16 protein-coding genes are annotated in these 16,584 nt (G+C 60.7%); 5 read left to right on the forward strand and 11 right to left on the reverse strand.

What is annotated here, in order from left to right:
* Positions 1 to 68 precede the first annotated feature (68 nt).
* The 5 genes from dnaX (at position 69) to ACA063_RS09130 (ending at position 5,849) form a co-directional block, all read left to right on the forward strand.
* Positions 69 to 2,150, forward strand: coding sequence for a DNA polymerase III subunit gamma/tau (gene dnaX / locus ACA063_RS09110; RefSeq protein WP_497665577.1), 2,082 nt, complete (start codon positions 69 to 71; stop codon positions 2,148 to 2,150).
* A gap of 67 nt (positions 2,151 to 2,217) precedes the next feature.
* On the forward strand, positions 2,218 to 2,556 hold the full coding sequence (locus tag ACA063_RS09115; RefSeq protein ID WP_162441061.1) for a YbaB/EbfC family nucleoid-associated protein: 339 nt from the start codon (positions 2,218 to 2,220) through the stop codon (positions 2,554 to 2,556).
* Positions 2,557 to 2,814: 258 nt separating this feature from the next.
* Positions 2,815 to 3,849 (forward strand): NADPH-dependent curcumin/dihydrocurcumin reductase, encoded by a 1,035-nt coding sequence (curA, locus tag ACA063_RS09120; RefSeq protein WP_497665578.1) that lies wholly within the window; start codon positions 2,815 to 2,817, stop codon positions 3,847 to 3,849.
* Positions 3,850 to 3,914: 65 nt separating this feature from the next.
* A complete protein-coding gene (gene recR, locus ACA063_RS09125) occupies positions 3,915 to 4,517 on the forward strand; it encodes a recombination mediator RecR (RefSeq protein ID WP_162441063.1) in 603 nt (200 codons plus the stop codon).
* Between the two features lie 183 nt (positions 4,518 to 4,700).
* Complete coding sequence (locus ACA063_RS09130) at positions 4,701 to 5,849, forward strand: acyl-CoA dehydrogenase family protein (protein WP_497665579.1); 1,149 nt, start codon at positions 4,701 to 4,703, stop codon at positions 5,847 to 5,849.
* 156 nt (positions 5,850 to 6,005) lie between these two features.
* Here the strand turns inward: ACA063_RS09130 and ACA063_RS09135 are convergent, their stop codons facing one another.
* The 11 genes from ACA063_RS09135 to ACA063_RS09185 all read right to left on the reverse strand — a co-directional run bounded on the left by ACA063_RS09135 (position 6,006) and on the right by ACA063_RS09185 (position 16,581).
* Positions 6,006 to 6,554, reverse strand: coding sequence for an adenine phosphoribosyltransferase (locus tag ACA063_RS09135; RefSeq protein ID WP_497665580.1), 549 nt, complete (start codon positions 6,552 to 6,554; stop codon positions 6,006 to 6,008).
* 78 nt (positions 6,555 to 6,632) lie between these two features.
* The gene (gene fnr, locus ACA063_RS09140; RefSeq protein WP_497665581.1) at positions 6,633 to 7,367 is read right to left on the reverse strand and encodes a fumarate/nitrate reduction transcriptional regulator Fnr; all 735 of its coding nucleotides are present in this window, start codon (positions 7,365 to 7,367) and stop codon (positions 6,633 to 6,635) included.
* 94 nt (positions 7,368 to 7,461) lie between these two features.
* On the reverse strand, positions 7,462 to 8,844 hold the full coding sequence (gene hemN / locus ACA063_RS09145; RefSeq protein WP_497666493.1) for an oxygen-independent coproporphyrinogen III oxidase: 1,383 nt from the start codon (positions 8,842 to 8,844) through the stop codon (positions 7,462 to 7,464).
* A 346-nt stretch (positions 8,845 to 9,190) separates the two neighbouring features.
* Positions 9,191 to 9,874 (reverse strand): urease accessory protein UreH domain-containing protein, encoded by a 684-nt coding sequence (locus ACA063_RS09150; protein WP_490148211.1) that lies wholly within the window; start codon positions 9,872 to 9,874, stop codon positions 9,191 to 9,193.
* Complete coding sequence (gene ccoS, locus ACA063_RS09155) at positions 9,867 to 10,085, reverse strand: cbb3-type cytochrome oxidase assembly protein CcoS (protein ID WP_497665582.1); 219 nt, start codon at positions 10,083 to 10,085, stop codon at positions 9,867 to 9,869. Before ccoS ends, ACA063_RS09150 begins: the two co-directional genes overlap by 8 nt.
* A 25-nt stretch (positions 10,086 to 10,110) precedes the next feature.
* Positions 10,111 to 12,561 (reverse strand): heavy metal translocating P-type ATPase, encoded by a 2,451-nt coding sequence (locus ACA063_RS09160; protein ID WP_497665583.1) that lies wholly within the window; start codon positions 12,559 to 12,561, stop codon positions 10,111 to 10,113.
* Positions 12,562 to 12,752: 191 nt separating this feature from the next.
* Complete coding sequence (locus ACA063_RS09165; RefSeq protein WP_497665584.1) at positions 12,753 to 13,292, reverse strand: FixH family protein; 540 nt, start codon at positions 13,290 to 13,292, stop codon at positions 12,753 to 12,755.
* An 11-nt stretch (positions 13,293 to 13,303) separates the two neighbouring features.
* Entirely contained in the window at positions 13,304 to 14,719 is a 1,416-nt protein-coding gene (gene ccoG, locus ACA063_RS09170) for a cytochrome c oxidase accessory protein CcoG (RefSeq protein WP_497665585.1), read from the reverse strand.
* 211 nt (positions 14,720 to 14,930) lie between these two features.
* Entirely contained in the window at positions 14,931 to 15,191 is a 261-nt protein-coding gene (locus ACA063_RS09175) for a hypothetical protein (protein WP_497665586.1), read from the reverse strand.
* A 224-nt stretch (positions 15,192 to 15,415) separates the two neighbouring features.
* Positions 15,416 to 16,399, reverse strand: a complete 984-nt coding sequence (gene ccoP / locus ACA063_RS09180) for a cytochrome-c oxidase, cbb3-type subunit III (protein WP_497665587.1) — start codon at positions 16,397 to 16,399, stop codon at positions 15,416 to 15,418.
* The gene (locus tag ACA063_RS09185) at positions 16,396 to 16,581 is read right to left on the reverse strand and encodes a CcoQ/FixQ family Cbb3-type cytochrome c oxidase assembly chaperone (RefSeq protein WP_003175465.1); all 186 of its coding nucleotides are present in this window, start codon (positions 16,579 to 16,581) and stop codon (positions 16,396 to 16,398) included. The genes ccoP and ACA063_RS09185 overlap by 4 nt, the downstream gene beginning before the upstream one ends.
* Between the last annotated feature and the right edge of the window lie 3 nt (positions 16,582 to 16,584).

Here is a 16,584-nt window from a genome sequence, read left to right on the forward strand (position 1 = left end):
CCGGATGCAATTTTAGCCTTGCTCCGCTAGCATTAGCCGCTTCTGCTTCCCAGTGGCGACGGTTTTCGATGAGTTATCAGGTTCTTGCACGTAAATGGCGTCCGCGCTCGTTCCGCGAAATGGTCGGCCAGACCCATGTGCTCAAGGCTCTGATCAATGCCTTGGACAGCCAGCGGCTGCACCACGCCTACCTGTTTACCGGTACGCGCGGGGTCGGCAAGACCACCATCGCGCGGATCATCGCCAAATGCCTGAACTGTGAAACGGGCATCACCTCGACGCCTTGCGGCGAGTGTTCGGTGTGCCGCGAGATCGACGAAGGCCGCTTTGTCGACCTGATCGAGATCGACGCCGCGAGCCGGACCAAGGTCGAGGACACCCGCGAGCTGCTCGACAACGTGCAATACGCGCCAAGCCGTGGTCGCTTCAAGGTCTACCTGATCGACGAAGTGCACATGCTCTCCAGCCATTCCTTCAATGCGCTGCTGAAAACACTCGAAGAGCCGCCGCCCTACGTCAAGTTCATCCTGGCGACCACCGACCCGCAGAAACTTCCTGCAACGATTCTGTCGCGGTGCCTGCAGTTCTCCCTGAAAAACATGACGCCGGAACGTGTGGTCGAGCATTTGACCCACGTCTTGGGCGTCGAAAACGTGCCGTTTGAAGACGATGCCCTGTGGTTGCTGGGTCGCGCTGCCGACGGTTCGATGCGCGATGCCATGAGCCTGACCGATCAGGCCATTGCTTTCGGTGAAGGCAAGGTCATGGCGGCGGACGTGCGGGCGATGCTCGGTACCCTCGACCACGGTCAGGTCTTCGACGTTCTGCATTCGCTGATCGAAGGCGATGCCAAGGCGTTGCTCGAAGCCGTCCGTCACCTGGCCGAGCAAGGCCCGGACTGGAATGGCGTGCTCTCGGAAATTCTCAACGTACTGCACCGTGTCGCGATTGCCCAGGCCTTGCCTGAAGGCGTCGACAACGGTCACGGCGACCGTGACCGGGTGCTCGCCCTGGCCCAGGCCTTGCCGGCTGAAGACGTGCAGTTTTATTACCAGATGGGCCTGATCGGTCGTCGCGATCTACCGCTGGCGCCAGACCCTCGTGGCGGTTTCGAAATGGTCCTGCTGCGAATGCTCGCCTTCCGACCGGCGGACACGGCGGACGCCCCGAGGCAACCGCTAAAGCCAGTGGGGATCAGCCAGGCCACAGTTGATTCCGCAAATTCAGTGGCTGCCGCGCCGGTTGTTGCGCCGGTAGTCGCTGCGGCAGTTGCACCGGTCATCCCTGCGCCTGTTGCTGCGCCAGTGCCAGTGCCAGTGCCAGTGCCTCAGCCAGTCGCGCCCGTTGTCGTGCCTGAGCCGGTGGTTGAGCCTGTAGCCGTCGAAGCCGTTATCGACCTGCCCTGGAATGACCCGGTCGAACCTGAAGTCATTCAGCAGCCCGCCGTCGAGCCCATGCTGGATACCGCCAGTGAGCAGCCCGAACTGCCGCCGATGCCTCTGCCGACGCCCGACAGCGTTGTGCCGGACGCGCCAGAGTGGGCGGCTGCACCGATTCCTGAGCCCACCGTGGCGCAAGTCGATGCCGCCACCCCGGGCGTGGACCTCGATGACGAGCCGCCACTGGATGAGGACTACATCGAGCCAGACATCGACTCGGCCTACAGCTACCTCGACGAATTGGCCAGCGAGCATGCCGCCGAGCCGGCGCCGGAGCCCGAGCCAGAACCGGCTGCCATGCCCGCCACCGGCCTGGCGCTGCAATGGCTTGAACTGTTCCCGAAATTGCCGATTTCCGGCATGACGGGCAGCATCGCCGCCAACTGCACGTTGATTTCGGTCGAGGGCGACCACTGGTTGATGCACCTGGACCCGGCCCACAGCGCCTTGTTCAACGCCACCCAGCAGCGTCGTCTCAACGATGCCTTGAACCAGTACCACGGGCGTACGCTGTCCCTGAGCATGGAATTGATCAAGCCCGAGCAGGAAACCCCTGCGCAGGCTGCGTCCCGGCGACGGGTCAACCGTCAGCGCGAGGCGGAGGAGTCGATCCACGGTGATCCGTTCATCCAGCAAATGATGCAGCAGTTCGGTGCGGTCATCCGTAACGATACTATTGAACCTGTCGAAGCCCTGGTCAGTCAGGGCTAATAACTGAAGGTGTTCGGCCGCACGCGTCGGACGCCGTTTTTATCCAAGTACTTTTGAGGTGATTCCCATGATGAAAGGTGGCATGGCCGGCCTGATGAAGCAGGCGCAGCAGATGCAGGAAAAAATGGCCAAGATGCAGGAAGAGCTGGCCAACGCCGAAGTCACCGGTAAAGCCGGTGGCGATATGGTCACCGTGGTCATGACCGGTCGTCACGACGTGAAGCGCGTGACCATCGACCCAAGCATGGTTGAAGGCCTGAGCGAAGACGACAGGGAAATGCTGGAGGCTGTTTTCGCCGCTGCCGTAAACGACGCCGTCCGCAAGATCGAAGCCAATAGCCAGGACAAAATGTCCGGCGTAACCGCGGGCATGCAACTGCCACCGGGTATGAAACTGCCATTCTGATTCGCCAAAACGCGTCAGATCGGCTACAAAAAAATGCCAGGCATCGCGCCTGGCATTTTTGTTTCGGCCTGATGAGATTCGGTGTCCATGACGCCGTAATCGCGAGCAGGCTCACTCCCACAGGTGACCGAGTTCCAATGTGGGAGTGAGCCTGCTCGCGATGAAGTCGACCCGGTCTCGGGCAGAAACATCGAACGCCATACCGCTACAACGGTCTGCTCCCTATACCCGCAAATTCACGATCAAGGAGAAGCTCACATGCCAGACGCATTGACCCTCAACCAACGTATCGTCCTGGCGTCGCGCCCGACAGGCGCGCCGACGCCGGAGAATTTCCGCCTGGAGCGCGAAGCACTGCCCGACCTGGCCGACGGTCAGCTGCTGCTCAAGACCCTCTACCTGTCGCTTGATCCCTACATGCGCGGACGCATGAGTGATGCACCGTCCTACGCCGCTCCGGTCGAAATCGACGAAGTCATGACCGGTGGCGCTGTCAGCCGGGTCGAGCGCTCGCGTAATCCGAAATTCCAGGAAGGTGATCTGGTGGTCGGCGCGACGGGCTGGCAAAGCCACAGCATCAGCGACGGGCGCAATGTCATCCCGGTGCCGTCCGGGCTGCCGAGCCCGTCGATGGCGCTGGGTGTGCTCGGCATGCCGGGGATGACGGCGTATATGGGGCTGATGGACATCGGCCAACCCAAGGCCGGCGAGACGCTGGTGGTCGCTGCCGCGTCTGGCGCCGTGGGTTCTGTGGTCGGCCAGGTGGCGAAGATCAAAGGTTTGCGCGTGGTAGGTGTAGCCGGTGGCGCAGAGAAGTGCCGGTATGTAGTCGAAGAGCTGGGGTTTGATGCCTGCATCGACCACAAGGCCGAGAATTTCGCTCATGAGCTGGCGCTGGCATGCCCCAAAGGCGTCGACATCTATTACGAAAACGTCGGTGGCAAAGTGTTCGATGCAGTGCTGCCGCTGCTGAATGCCAAAGCGCGGATTCCTCTGTGCGGCCTGATTGCCGGCTACAACGCCCATGAAGCGCCCACTGGCCCGGATCGCCTGCCGCAATTGCAACGTACGCTGCTGACCAAGCGCGTGCGTATTCAGGGCTTCATCGTGTTTGACGACTACGGTGATCGCCAGCCGGAATTCGTCAGCGCCATGGCGCCGTGGGTCCGTGATGGCAAGGTGAAATTCCGTGAAGACGTAGTCGACGGCCTGGAAAGCGCCCCCGAGGCGTTCATCGGTCTCCTGGAAGGACGCAACTTCGGCAAACTGGTGGTACGGGTCGCTCAAGACTGAGTAATTGACGCTAAAGAGAGGCGCGGGTATAAACCGCGTCTCGTTGATTTGTCGGACGTTTCCCCATGAGCTTCAGCCCTTTGATTCGCCAACTGATCGATGCCCTGCGAACGTTGCCGGGTGTGGGTCAGAAAACCGCCCAGCGCATGGCGTTGCAGTTGCTCGAGCGTGATCGCAGCGGCGGCTCGCGACTGGCCTTGGCGCTCAGCCAGGCCATGGAAGGGGTCGGTCACTGCCGAATGTGCCGCACGTTGACCGAAGAAGACCTGTGCCCGCAATGCGCGGACACCCGTCGTGACGACACCTTGCTCTGTGTAGTGGAAGGACCGATGGATGTCTACGCCGTGGAGCAGACCGGTTTCCGAGGGCGCTATTTCGTGCTCAAGGGCCATTTGTCGCCCCTTGATGGATTGGGGCCAGAGGCCATCGGGATTCCGCAGCTACTGGCGCGCATCGAAGAGGCCGGCACATTTACCGAAGTCATCCTGGCCACCAACCCGACGGTGGAAGGTGAAGCCACGGCGCACTACATCGCCCAACTCCTTAGCAACAAAGGCCTGATCGCTTCGCGGATTGCCCACGGCGTACCGTTGGGCGGAGAGCTGGAGCTGGTGGATGGCGGCACGCTGGCGCATTCGTTTGCAGGGCGTAAGCCGATCGCGTTGTAGTGCCTGCACTGACGCCATCGCTAGCAGGCTAGCTCCCACACAGGATTTAGGGTGCTCACAAATTTTTTGTGGGAGCTAGCCTGCTAGCGATGCAAACACCTCGGCCCATCTGAATCACACATTCCAGTTGAAAACCAAGCAAGCGCTCGGTTAACTTCGCTGAACCTTCAGTGGAGTTCGCCGATGCCTGCCTTTCAGGAATACTTCGATCCCAGCCACCAACTGGTCCGCGACAGCGTCAGACGTTTCGTCGAACGCGAGATTCTTCCGGACATCGACCAGTGGGAAGAGGCCGAAAACTTTCCCCGCGAGCTCTACCTCAAGGCCGGCGCAGCGGGCATTTTAGGGATCGGTTATCCCGAGACGTTGGGCGGCTCCCATGAAGGCGATCTGTTCGCCAAAATCGCTGCCAGCGAAGAGTTGATGCGCTGCGGTTCAGGTGGATTGGTGGCGGGACTCGGCTCGCTGGACATCGGTCTGCCGCCGATTCTCAAGTGGGCCAGGCCCGAAGTCCGTGATCGCGTGGTGCCACTGGTGCTGACTGGCGAAAAGATCAGCGCCCTGGCCGTCACCGAGCCCAGCGGTGGCTCAGACGTCGCCAACCTGCAAACCCGCGCTGTGCGCGACGGTGACTTTTACCGGGTGAGCGGCAGCAAAACCTTTATCACCAGTGGCGTACGTGCGGATTTTTACACCGTCGCGGTGCGTACGGGCGATCCCGGTTTCGGTGGCATCAGCCTGCTGCTGATCGAAAAAGGTACCCCCGGTTTCACGGTCGGTCGCCAACTCAAGAAAATGGGCTGGTGGGCGTCAGACACTGCCGAGCTGTTCTTCGATGATTGCCGGATACCCGTAGGAAATTTGATCGGCGCCGAGAACATGGGCTTTGCCTGCATCATGGGCAACTTCCAGAGTGAGCGCCTTGCACTCGCATTGATGGCCAACATGACCGCACAACTTGCCCTCGAAGAGAGCCTGAAATGGGCCCGTCAGCGTGAGGCGTTCGGCAAACCCATCGGCAAGTTCCAGGTCCTCAAGCACCGCCTTGCTGAAATGGCCACGGCGCTGGAAGTCTCCCGGGAATTCACCTACCGCCAGGCGGCGAAAATGGCGGCGGGGAGGAGTGTGATCAAAGAGATTTCCATGGCCAAGAATTTCGCGACCGACACGGCGGATCGCATCACTAACGATGCAGTGCAGATTCTGGGGGGGATGGGGTACATGCGTGACAGTCTGGTTGAGCGGCTGTACCGGGATAACCGGATCCTGTCGATCGGTGGGGGGACGCGGGAAGTGATGAACGAGATTATCAGTAAACAGATGGGGCTTTGAGGGGCATTTGTGGTGTTGCGGCTGACGCTATCGCGAGCAGGCTCACTCCCACATTGAATCGCTGTCGTACACGAAACCCGGTTACGACACGAATCAATTGTGGGAGTGAGCCTGTTCTGGGCGGCATTCCGACGATGAGGCCCTTGAGGCTGCCGCTTACTTATCCGTCAACGCAAACTGCGTCAGGCAAAACGTAGGAATACCCATATCTTCCAGCCGCTGCGATCCACCCAGTTCCGGCAGGTCAATAATCGCCGCCGCTTCATGAACCCGTGCGCCCATGCGGCGAATAAGGTTTGCCGCTGCAATCAGGGTACCGCCGGTCGCGATCAGGTCATCGAACATCACCACCGAATCGCCTTCGCACAGGCTGTCCGCGTGCACTTCCAGAAAGGCTTCGCCGTACTCGGTCGCATAACCTTCGGCCAGCACATCAGCAGGCAATTTGCCTTGCTTGCGGAACAACACCAGCGGCTTGTTCAACTGATAGGCCAGTACCGAACCAATCAGGAAACCGCGCGCGTCCATCGCACCGATGTGCGTGAAATCGACCTCGACATAGCGGTGGGCGAAGCTGTCCATCACCAGGCGCAAGGCCGTCGGTGACTGGAACAGGGGAGTGATGTCACGAAAGATAACGCCCGGCTTCGGGAAGTCGATCACGGGGCGAATCAGGGATTTGATGTCGAAGGAGTCGAAGACCATCGTCGAGGTGTCCTGGCAGGCTGCAAACGTCGCAGTATAACGGCGGCTGAACCGTTTCGCTCAGCCGCCATCGCTGAATCAGCCGTCGAGTGAACCGCCGGCCAGCGCGCACAGCTGGATCGGGTCCAGGATGTGGATTTCCTTGCCTTCAGCGGCGATCAGCTCGTTTTGCTGGAAGCGCGTGAACACCCGGGACACGGTTTCCACCGCCAGACCCAGGTAATTACCGATTTCGTTGCGCGACATGCTCAGGCGGAACTGGTTGGCCGAAAAACCCCGGGCGCGGAAGCGGGCCGAGAGGTTGACCAGGAACGTGGCGATGCGCTCGTCTGCGGTTTTCTTCGACAGCAGCAGCATCATTTGTTGATCGTCGCGGATTTCGCGGCTCATCACGCGCATCAGCTGGCGGCGCAACTGAGGCAATTGCACCGACAATTCGTCGAGGCGATCGAACGGGATTTCGCACACCGAGGTGGTTTCCATGGCTTGTGCCGAAACCGGGTGCTTTTCGGTGTCCATGCCCGACAGGCCGACCAGTTCGCTCGGCAAGTGGAAACCGGTGAGTTGCTCTTCGCCGCCATCGCTCAGGCTGAAGGTCTTCAGGGCGCCGGAGCGAACTGCATAAACGGAATCGAACGTGTCGCCCTGGCGAAACAGGAACTCGCCTTTTTTCAACGGGCGGCCACGTTTAACGATGTCGTCCAGCGCATCCATGTCTTCCAGATTCAGCGAAAGTGGAAGGCACAGAGGGGCCAGGCTGCAATCCTTGCAATGGGCCTGGTTATGAGCGCGCAGCTTAACTGGCTCGGACATTTCTTCAATCCTTGTGGGAAAAAACACACATAAGACGTAAGGGTAACCCACGAGAGGACATTCAGGCCAGTCCGCGGCAATTTTGCCGTAAGCGCTAAATCACCCGCGAAAATCGCTGGCGGTTTTGCTGCTCCAGATACGCGTCGAACACCATGCACACCGAGCGCACCAGCAATCGCCCAGCGGGTAGCACGTTGATCCTGTCGTTATCGAGTTCGATCAAGCCGTCCTTGGCCATGGCTTGCAGCTGTGGCCAGAGTTCGCCGAAGTAGTCGCGAAAATCAATGTTGAACGCCCGCTCTATCTCGGAAAACTCCAGATTGAACGTGCAGATCAGCTGCTGGATGACGGCGCGGCGTACACGGTCATCGGCATTGCACAGCAGGCCGCGATTGGTGGCCAGTTGAGAAGAGGCGAGGGCGTTCCGGTACTGATTGAGATCGCTGCTGTTCTGGCAGTACAGGTCACCGATCTGACTGATGGCCGAGACGCCCAGGCCAATCAAATCGCAATGGCCGTGGGTGGTATAGCCCTGGAAATTGCGTTGCAGGGTCGATTCTTCCTGGGCAATCGCCAGCTCGTCGTCGGGCAGGGCGAAGTGATCCATGCCGATGTAGCGATAACCGGCAGCGGTCAGTTGTTCGATCGTGCGCTGCAGCATCGCAAGCTTCTGTGCCGGCGTCGGCAGTTCGTCACTGTTGATTCGCCGTTGTGGCATGAAGCGTTCGGGCAAATGCGCGTAGTTGAACACTGAGAGGCGATCGGGCTGCAGCGCGATCACTTCTTCGACGGTGCGGGCAAAGTTTTCCGGTGTCTGCCTCGGCAAGCCGTAGATCAGGTCGATGTTGATCGAACGAAATTGCAGGGTGCGCGCCGCGTCGATGACTGCGCGGGTCTCTTCCAGGCTTTGCAGGCGATTCACCGCTCGCTGCACGGCGGGGTCGAGGTCTTGCACGCCAATGCTGACCCGGTTGAAGCCCAATTCGCGCAGCAACCCCATGGTGGACCAGTCGGCTTCGCGTGGGTCGATTTCAATCCCGTAATCACCGGAATCGTCGTCCAGCAAATTGAAGTATTTACGCAGGTGCGCCATCAACTGGCGCAGCTCGTCATGACTGAGAAAGGTCGGCGTGCCGCCGCCGAAGTGCAACTGCTCGACCTTTTGCGCCGGGTCGAGGTGGCACGCAATCAGCTGGATTTCCTGCTCCAGGCGCTGCAAATAAGGCAGGGCCCGCCCGCGATCCTTGGTGATGACTTTGTTGCAGGCGCAGTAGTAGCAAATGTTCGCGCAAAACGGCACGTGCACATACACCGACAACGGGCGCAGGGCCTTGCGGCTTTCGCGCAGTGCATGGAACAGGTCGAACGTGCCGACCAGCCCGTCAAATTGCACAGCGGTCGGATAAGAGGTGTAGCGCGGTCCCGCCAGGTCATAACGGCGGATCAGATCGGTGTCCCAACGAATGGCGTCGAGCAACATGCGGGCGTTCCCCCGGATAGGCTGGCAGTGTTGGCGAGTCTAGGGGGCGGGGCGTTGGGGCATCTTGATTTGCATCAAGAGTCGGGATGTGTGTTGCAGGTGATGGCCCCATCGTCGGAACGCCGCCCGGACCAAGCTCGGCTCCCACAGGGATTTGTGTCCGGAGAACATCAACCTGTAGCAGCTGCCGAAGGCTGCGTCCGGCGGCGAAGCCGTCGTCAAACCATTCACCTAGGACTGTCGGGAAAACTGCATCGACCGTGGCGAGGACTTCGGTCGAGCGCGACCCCGGCTCGGACGCAGCCTTCGGCAGCTGCTACAGGGGGCGATGTGCAGCACTGGGTCAGTGGCCCATGAGCCAGTGTTGATGCGGTCCGGGCAATGTCCACAGGCCGAACAGTATCACCAGCAGTCCGCCGGTCATGCGCACGCTGCGTTTACGCAACAGTGCCGTTACCCTTTCGGCCGCCAGCCCCGTGGCGAGCAGTACGGGCCAGGTGCCGAGCCCGAACGCGAGCATCAGCAATGCACTGTCCAGCGCATTGCCCTGGCTCGCCGCCCACAACAGCGTGCTGTAAACCAGGCCGCACGGCAGCCACCCCCACAGCGCGCCCAGCAGCAAGGCCCGAGGCAGGCTCGACACCGGCAGCAGTTTGTTGGCAACCGGCTGAATATGCCGCCACAGGCCGCGACCGAGGCTTTCGATGCGCGTCAGTCCACTCCACCAGCCCGCCAGGTACAGTCCCATGGCGATCAGCAACAACCCGGCAATGACCCGCATGAACATCGCCGCCGGACTGTTGGCGACTGCCCACCCGGCCAGGCCAATCAGCAAGCCAGCTGTCGCGTAGCTGAGGATGCGTCCCAGGTTATACGCCAGCAACAGCCGGAAGCGTCGGCTGCGCTGCTCCTTGGGAATCGCCAGGGTCAGCGCGCCCATCAGGCCGCCACACATGCCCAGGCAATGCCCGCCACCGAGCAGGCCCAGGATGACCGCAGACACCAGCAGTGGCGCCAAATCAAGCATGGGGCGGTGCCTTGTCTTCCGGTTTGGTCGGGTGGCCGCTGACTTCGTCGACGGCCGCCTGGTGTTTAGGGTCCTGGTCGTCGAACAGAATGCTGTGGGCCGGGCCGTCGAGGTCGTCGTACTGACCGCTGTCGACTGCCCAGAAGAAGATGTAAATCGCGATGCCCACGATCAGCAGCGCGGCCGGGATCATCACGTATAAGGCTGGCATGGGTTCAACTCCATGCCCGCGCGGCTCAGGCCGGCAGCGGGCGGGTTTCTGGCGTGGCGCTGACGGTCGGCGTACTCGGCAGGCGAGTCAGGCGCAACGCGTTCAGCACCACGGTCAACGAACTGATGGACATGCCGATCGCGGCCCAGACCGGCGTGATCCAGCCGAGGGCGGCGAACGGCAACATGAGGCCATTGTACAACCCGGCCCACAATAGATTCTCGATGATCACCCGACGGGTTCGCCGAGCCAGACTGAAGGCCTGTACCAGTGCATCCAGACGGTTCGACAGCAACACGGCATCCGCGCTGGTTTTTGCCAGATCGGTGGCCGATCCCATGGCGACGCTGATGTCCGCCGCGGCGAGCACTGGCACATCGTTGACCCCGTCTCCGAGCATCAACACTTTGCGGCCTTCCTTGTGCAGTTGTCGCAGGACCTGCAGTTTGTCGTCCGGCCGCAAGCCGCCACGGGCTTCATCGATGCCCAATTCGGCGGCAACGCTGGCGACCATCGGCGAACTGTCACCGGACAGCAATAGCGTGCGCCAGCCACGGGCCTTGCACGCGGCGAGCAACGCCGGGGCGTCGGCGCGCAAGCGGTCGTCAAGTACAAACCAGGCCAAAGGACCGTGGCGGTCGCCGAGCAGCAGCCATTGTCCGGCTTCATCGGGCATGACGGGTACGGCGGCGCCACTGAGTTCGCACACAAATCCCGGTTGGCCGATGCGCAGGCGCTGTTCACCCACCCGGCCTTCGAGGCCAAGGCCCGGCGTGCTGTGCACCTCTTCGGCGGCCAGAGGCGCACGGCCGAAAGCTCGGGCGATCGGATGTTCGGAGCGGTTTTCCAGCGCGGCGGCCAGGCTCAGGCATTGATCGCTGTCGAGTGCGCCGAGGGGGCGGATCGACCGCAGCGCCAGGCGACCCTCAGTGAGGGTGCCTGTCTTGTCGAAGATCACGGTGTCGATCTGGTTCAAGCCTTCCAGCACATGGCCGCGTGTCAACAGCAGGCCCAGTTTGTGCAGCGTACCGGTGGCGGCGGTGAGCGCGGTCGGCGTGGCCAGAGAGAGGGCGCACGGGCAGGTCGCCACGAGCATCGCCAAGACAATCCAGAACGCTCGCGACGAATCCAGCTCCCACCACACCAGGCCGATGACGGCGACGGCAATCAGCGACAGCAACAAAAACCATTGCGCGGCGCGGTCGGCGATTTCCGCCAGACGCGGCTTTTCGGCCTGGGCGCGGTCCAGCAATCGGACGATGGCAGAGAGGCGTGTGTCCTGGCCCAGCGCCAGGACTTGCACCGTCAGCGCGCCTTCGACGTTCAGCGTGCCGGCTGTCACCGCATCGCCTTGGATGCGTGGCTGTGGCAGGTATTCGCCGGTCAGCAGGGACTCGTCGACACTCGACTGACCGTCGAGGATCTTGCCGTCGGCCGGCAGGATCGCACCGGGATGCACCAGAACCTGATCGCCTACCCGCAGTTCGCTCAGCAGGATGCGTTCGCTCTGGCCGTCGGCACCGAGCCGCAGGCAAGACGCGGGCAGCAGGTTCACGAGTTGAGCGGTAGCGGCGGCCGTGCGTTCTCGGGCTCGGCGTTCCAGGTAGCGGCCGGCCAGCAGGAACAAGGCGAACATGCCGACCGCATCGAAATACAGTTCGCCGACGCCGGTTATGGAGGTCCAGATCCCGGCGATGTAGGCGCTGCCGATGGCCAGCGACACCGAGACGTCCATGGTCAGGTGGCGAGTCCGCAGGTCGCGCATGGCGCCCTTGAAGAACGGCGCGCAGCTGTAGAACACAATCGGTGTGGTGAGGAACAGGGCGACCCAGCGCAGGATGGTGTGCAGCTCGGGGCTCAGGTCTATGTTGAATTCCGGCCAGGTGGCCATGGTCGCCATCATTGCCTGGAACCACAGCAGCCCGGCGACGCCGAGCTGGCGCAAGGCCAGACGGTTTTCGCTGGCCAGTTGTTCGCTGGCGCGATCGGCTTGATAGGGGTGAGCGGCGTAACCGACGTGGCGCAATTCACTGAGCACCTGGCTCAGCGGCAGTTGTGCATCGGCCCAGCGCACATGCAGGCGATGGTTCGACAGGTTGAGACGGGCTTCGGCGACTGCCGGCAAGGCGCGCAGGTGTTTCTCGATCAGCCAGCCGCACGCCGCGCAACTGATGCCTTCCATCAGCAGGGTGGTTTCAGCGAGATCGCCGTCGTGGCGCACGAAGGGTTTTTGCACATCGGCGCGATCGTAGAGCGCCAGTTCATCGACCAGTTGCACCGGCAAGGCTTCGGGGTTGGCCGAGGCTTCGCTGCGATGCTGGTAATAGCTTTCCAGGCCCCCGGCGACGATTGCCTCGGCCACGGCCTGACAACCCGGGCAGCAGAACTCGCGGGTTTCCCCGAGGACGGCTGCGGTGAAGCGGCTGCCGGCCGGGACGGGCAGGGCGCAGTGGTAGCAGGGGGTGGGTGTAGTCATTGGGGAAATCTATATCGTCCGGGAGGGCCTCTTACCTGTAGGCCTGTAGGCCTGTAGGAGCTGTCGAGTGAAACGAGGCTGCGATCTTTTGATCTTTATCGTTTAGAAGCAAGATCAAAAGATCGCAGCCTCGTTTCACTCGACAGCTCCTACAGGCTCCTACAGGCTCCTTCAGGTATCTAAAAGGCTCCTTATTTCTTCAGGTCTTCAGCACCCTGCAATGGCTCGTCGCCCAGCAGCAGGTCCTTGTCATGGCTGACCTGTTCTTCCTCGAACATGCGCCAGGTTGTTCCATCTTGCACGCCCAGCAGTTCCACAAAACGACGACCTTCGACCTTGTCGTTCACCTGGCCAATGTAACGGCCTTGTTCGGTGTCGCTCTGGGTCAGGGTGATCTTGCGGTCTTTCTCCGGCTGGGTCGGGGAGATCAGGTTGAGTTCCAGGGTTTTCGGCTGGCTGTTACCGCTCAGGTGCAGGTCGACTTCGCCGGTGACGCCATCCAGATGGACCTTGGCTCGTAGTTGCAGGGTCTGCGCCAGCAGCTCACGGTCCAGAGAACGGTTGATGCCCTTGCCGGCCTCGTAGTAGTTGTCGTTGACCAGGTTGTCCGGGTTATTCACCGCAATGGTCACCATGGACAGGGTCAAGGTCACCGAGCAGGCCAGAATGGCGATGATGATCCACGGCCAAAGGTGCTTGTACCAGGGACTTGCGGCGTTTGCTGCGGGCATGTTCATTTCTCTCAACGAATTTGTGGGCCGATGAATCGGCTCTTGGCTTCAACGTGGACACTGTCGTCATCGGCATCCTTGAGGATGAATTTCACCTCGTTGGTGCTCGATGGCAGTTGTTCCGGTGCGCTCGACAGCTCCACCGGCTGGCTGAAAATCTCGCCGGCGGCGACCTTGATCTCACGCTTGCCTTGCAGCTTGAGGTCCGGCAGACCGGTGGCTTCCAGCACGTACGTGTGGTCGCGCTGGTCCTTGTTCATGATCTTCAGGCTGTAGACGTTTTCGATCCGGCCTTCGGCGTTTTCGCGGTACAGCACGCGGTCCTTGCTGACGTCGAAACCCACCAGCGAGCGCATGAAGAACGCGCCGACCAACAAGCTGATCATCGCCAGCAGCACCACGGCATAGCCGATCAGGCGCGGGCGCAGTTTATGGGTTTTCTGGCCGGACAGGTTGTGCTCGGTGGTGTAGCTGATCAGGCCGCGCGGATAGTCCATTTTGTCCATGATGCTGTCGCAGGCATCGATGCAGGCGGCACAGCCGATGCATTCGATCTGCAGGCCGTCACGAATGTCGATCCCGGTCGGGCAGACCTGGACGCACATGGTGCAATCGATGCAATCGCCCAGGCCCTGGGCCTTGTAGTCGATGCCTTTCTTGCGCGGGCCACGGGCTTCGCCGCGACGCGGGTCGTAGGACACGATCAGGGTGTCCTTGTCGAACATCACGCTCTGGAATCGCGCGTACGGGCACATGTAGATGCACACCTGCTCGCGCAACCAGCCGGCGTTGCCATAGGTGGCGAGGGTGAAGAAGCCCACCCAGAAATACGACCAGCCATCGGCCTGGCCGGTGAAGAAATCGATGACCAGTTCGCGGATTGGCGAGAAGTAGCCGACAAAGGTCATGCCGGTGACGAAACCGATCAACAGCCACATCGCGTGCTTGCTGAATTTTCGCAGGAACTTGTTGGCGCTCATCGGCGCCTTGTCGAGCTTGATGCGCTGGTTGCGGTCGCCTTCGGTGACCTTCTCGCACCACATGAAAATCCAGGTCCAGACGCTTTGCGGACAGGTGTAGCCGCACCAGACGCGCCCGGCGTACACGGTAATGAAGAACAGGCCGAAGGCGCTGACGATCAGAATCCCCGACAGCAGAATGAAGTCCTGGGGCCAGAAGGTTGCGCCGAAGATAAAGAATTTACGTTCCGGCAGGTTCCACCAGACGGCCTGATGGCCCGACCAGTTCAGCCAGACGGTGCCGAAATACAACAGGAACAATAAGGCGCCGCCCATCATCCGCAGATTGCGGAACAGTCCGGTGAAAGCGCGTGTGTAGATCTTTTCTCGAGAGGCGTAGAGGTCGACGCTGTTGTTCGCGTTCTTGGTGGGCGGTGTGACGTCGTGTACCGGAATCTGGTTGCTCATCATTGCATCCCACGGCAGTGGAAAAATGCCGCGGTCAGTACATGCCGACCGCGGTCAAAAAGAGGTGTTGCAGTGGCGCAATGATACGCCTGTCGCTCTAGCCCGAGGGTGCGACCTTTGGTCGCGTTGGGGAAAAATCGTGAATGGTGTAGCAGATGTAACAAAACATGATGCAGGTCAATTGACTATAGTCGAACGTCCTGTGCAGCGTTCAAGGCAGACGTCCGCCGCCGAGGCTATCAATACCGCCGGAACCACCCACACCGCCCGTACTGCGTTTTTTGCCATTTCCGCTCTCAGGGGCAGCAAAATTGGCGCGACGATTTGAAACTGCTGCGGATGTATCTGCTTGCGCAGGAACTACTTGCGCGCTGTTCTCCAACGAAACATCCCGTTCCGGAGCGATCTCCAGGGTCTTTTCTGGTTCTGGAATACTACAGGTCGCGGGTTGGTTTTCTATTTCTTTAGACATTTGATGAACTCCTTGTTTATTGATGAGGTACTTCCTTGTCCTTCACTACCCACATGGCAGAACGTGTCTGTTGGTCGGTCATCAGGAGGTTTCAAGCTATCGAAGTCTCCCTGCCCAGCCTACCGAATAAAGGTTTCAGTGTATGAACCAGGGGTTCATCCAGCTCCAAACAAAACGGCCCCGCCAATTCACATTGGCGGGGCCGTTTTTTATTGCATCAAGCGTTACTGAGCGTCTGCCGCCGGAGCTTTCTCACCGTGAGACAAGCTGTAGACGTAAGCGGCCAGCAAGTGAACCTTGTCGTTACCTTGCAGCTGTTCCTGCGCAGGCATCTGGCCCTGACGGCCGTAACGGATGGTCTGCTGCAGTTGAGCGAAGCTCGAGCCGTAGATGAACGCGCCCGGGTGAGTCAGGTCAGGTGCGCCCATCGCCGGGGTGCCTTTACCGGCCGGACCGTGGCACGCCACGCAGTTGCCAGCGAAAATTTTCTGGCCAGCAGCCGGGTCGGCCTTGGTGCCTTCCGGCAGCTTGCGACCATCGAGGTTGGTCAGAACGAACGCAGCCACGTCCGCAACGCCTTGCTCGCCGATCACTTCAGCCCACGCCGGCATCACGGCGTGACGACCGCCCATGATGGTGGTCTTGATGGTTTCCGGTTCGCCGCCCCAGCGCCAGTCGGCGTCGGTCAGGTTAGGGAAGCCATAAGCGCCTTTGGCGTCGGAACCGTGGCAGACCGAGCAGTTGGAGGCGAACAGACGGCCACCCATCTTCAGGGCTTGCGGGTCCTTGGCGACTTCTTCAATCGGCATGGAGGCGAATTTGGCGAAGATCGGACCGAACCTGGCGTCCGACTTGGCCATTTCCTTTTCCCACTCGTGAACGCCGGTCCAGCCGGTCTGGCCGTTGGCGAACGCGGTCTGTTTCTCGTTATCGAGGTAGTTGTACCCCGGCAACAGGCCTTTCCAGTTACCCAGGCCCGGGTACAGCACCAGGTAACCCAGGGCGAAGATGATGGTGCCCACGAACAGCATGAACCACCATTTCGGCAGTGGGTTGTCGTACTCCTCGATCCCGTCGAAGGAGTGTCCAACCGTTTCTTCCGTCTGTTCGCTGCGCTGACCCTTGCGGGTGGACAGCAGCAGCCAGGTCAGGGCGAAGATGGTGCCGAGACTGAGGACTGTGACGTACAGACTCCAGAACGTAGTCATTCTTTGTTACTCCTAGAAGCTTGCTCGACGTGCTTGATGGCTTCGGGATCATCCGCGAAAGGCAGCAAGGTCGCGTCTTCAAACTCCGACTTGCGCTTGGGGCTAAACACCCACAACGCCAGACCGATGAAGGCCACCATCACAACAACGGTGCCCAGGCCACGAATCATCCCGATATCCATCTA

Source organism: Pseudomonas sp. LBUM1643, from assembly GCF_059716215.1.

Bases quoted from the DNA above. Each gene is read 5' to 3' on its own strand.
- dnaX (WP_497665577.1), top strand. From the start codon at position 69: ATGAGTTATCAGGTTCTTGCACGTAAATGGCGTCCGCGCTCGTTCCGC.
- ACA063_RS09115 (WP_162441061.1), top strand. From the start codon at position 2,218: ATGATGAAAGGTGGCATGGCCGGCCTGATGAAGCAGGCGCAGCAGATG.
- curA (WP_497665578.1), top strand. From the start codon at position 2,815: ATGCCAGACGCATTGACCCTCAACCAACGTATCGTCCTGGCGTCGCGC.
- recR (WP_162441063.1), top strand. From the start codon at position 3,915: ATGAGCTTCAGCCCTTTGATTCGCCAACTGATCGATGCCCTGCGAACG.
- ACA063_RS09130 (WP_497665579.1), top strand. From the start codon at position 4,701: ATGCCTGCCTTTCAGGAATACTTCGATCCCAGCCACCAACTGGTCCGC.
- ACA063_RS09135 (WP_497665580.1), bottom strand. From the start codon at position 6,554: ATGGTCTTCGACTCCTTCGACATCAAATCCCTGATTCGCCCCGTGATC.
- fnr (WP_497665581.1), bottom strand. From the start codon at position 7,367: ATGTCCGAGCCAGTTAAGCTGCGCGCTCATAACCAGGCCCATTGCAAG.
- ACA063_RS09150 (WP_490148211.1), bottom strand. From the start codon at position 9,874: ATGCTTGATTTGGCGCCACTGCTGGTGTCTGCGGTCATCCTGGGCCTG.
- ccoS (WP_497665582.1), bottom strand. From the start codon at position 10,085: ATGCCAGCCTTATACGTGATGATCCCGGCCGCGCTGCTGATCGTGGGC.
- ACA063_RS09160 (WP_497665583.1), bottom strand. From the start codon at position 12,561: ATGACTACACCCACCCCCTGCTACCACTGCGCCCTGCCCGTCCCGGCC.
- ACA063_RS09165 (WP_497665584.1), bottom strand. From the start codon at position 13,292: ATGCCCGCAGCAAACGCCGCAAGTCCCTGGTACAAGCACCTTTGGCCG.
- ccoG (WP_497665585.1), bottom strand. From the start codon at position 14,719: ATGAGCAACCAGATTCCGGTACACGACGTCACACCGCCCACCAAGAAC.
- ACA063_RS09175 (WP_497665586.1), bottom strand. From the start codon at position 15,191: ATGTCTAAAGAAATAGAAAACCAACCCGCGACCTGTAGTATTCCAGAA.
- ccoP (WP_497665587.1), bottom strand. From the start codon at position 16,399: ATGACTACGTTCTGGAGTCTGTACGTCACAGTCCTCAGTCTCGGCACC.
- ACA063_RS09185 (WP_003175465.1), bottom strand. From the start codon at position 16,581: ATGGATATCGGGATGATTCGTGGCCTGGGCACCGTTGTTGTGATGGTG.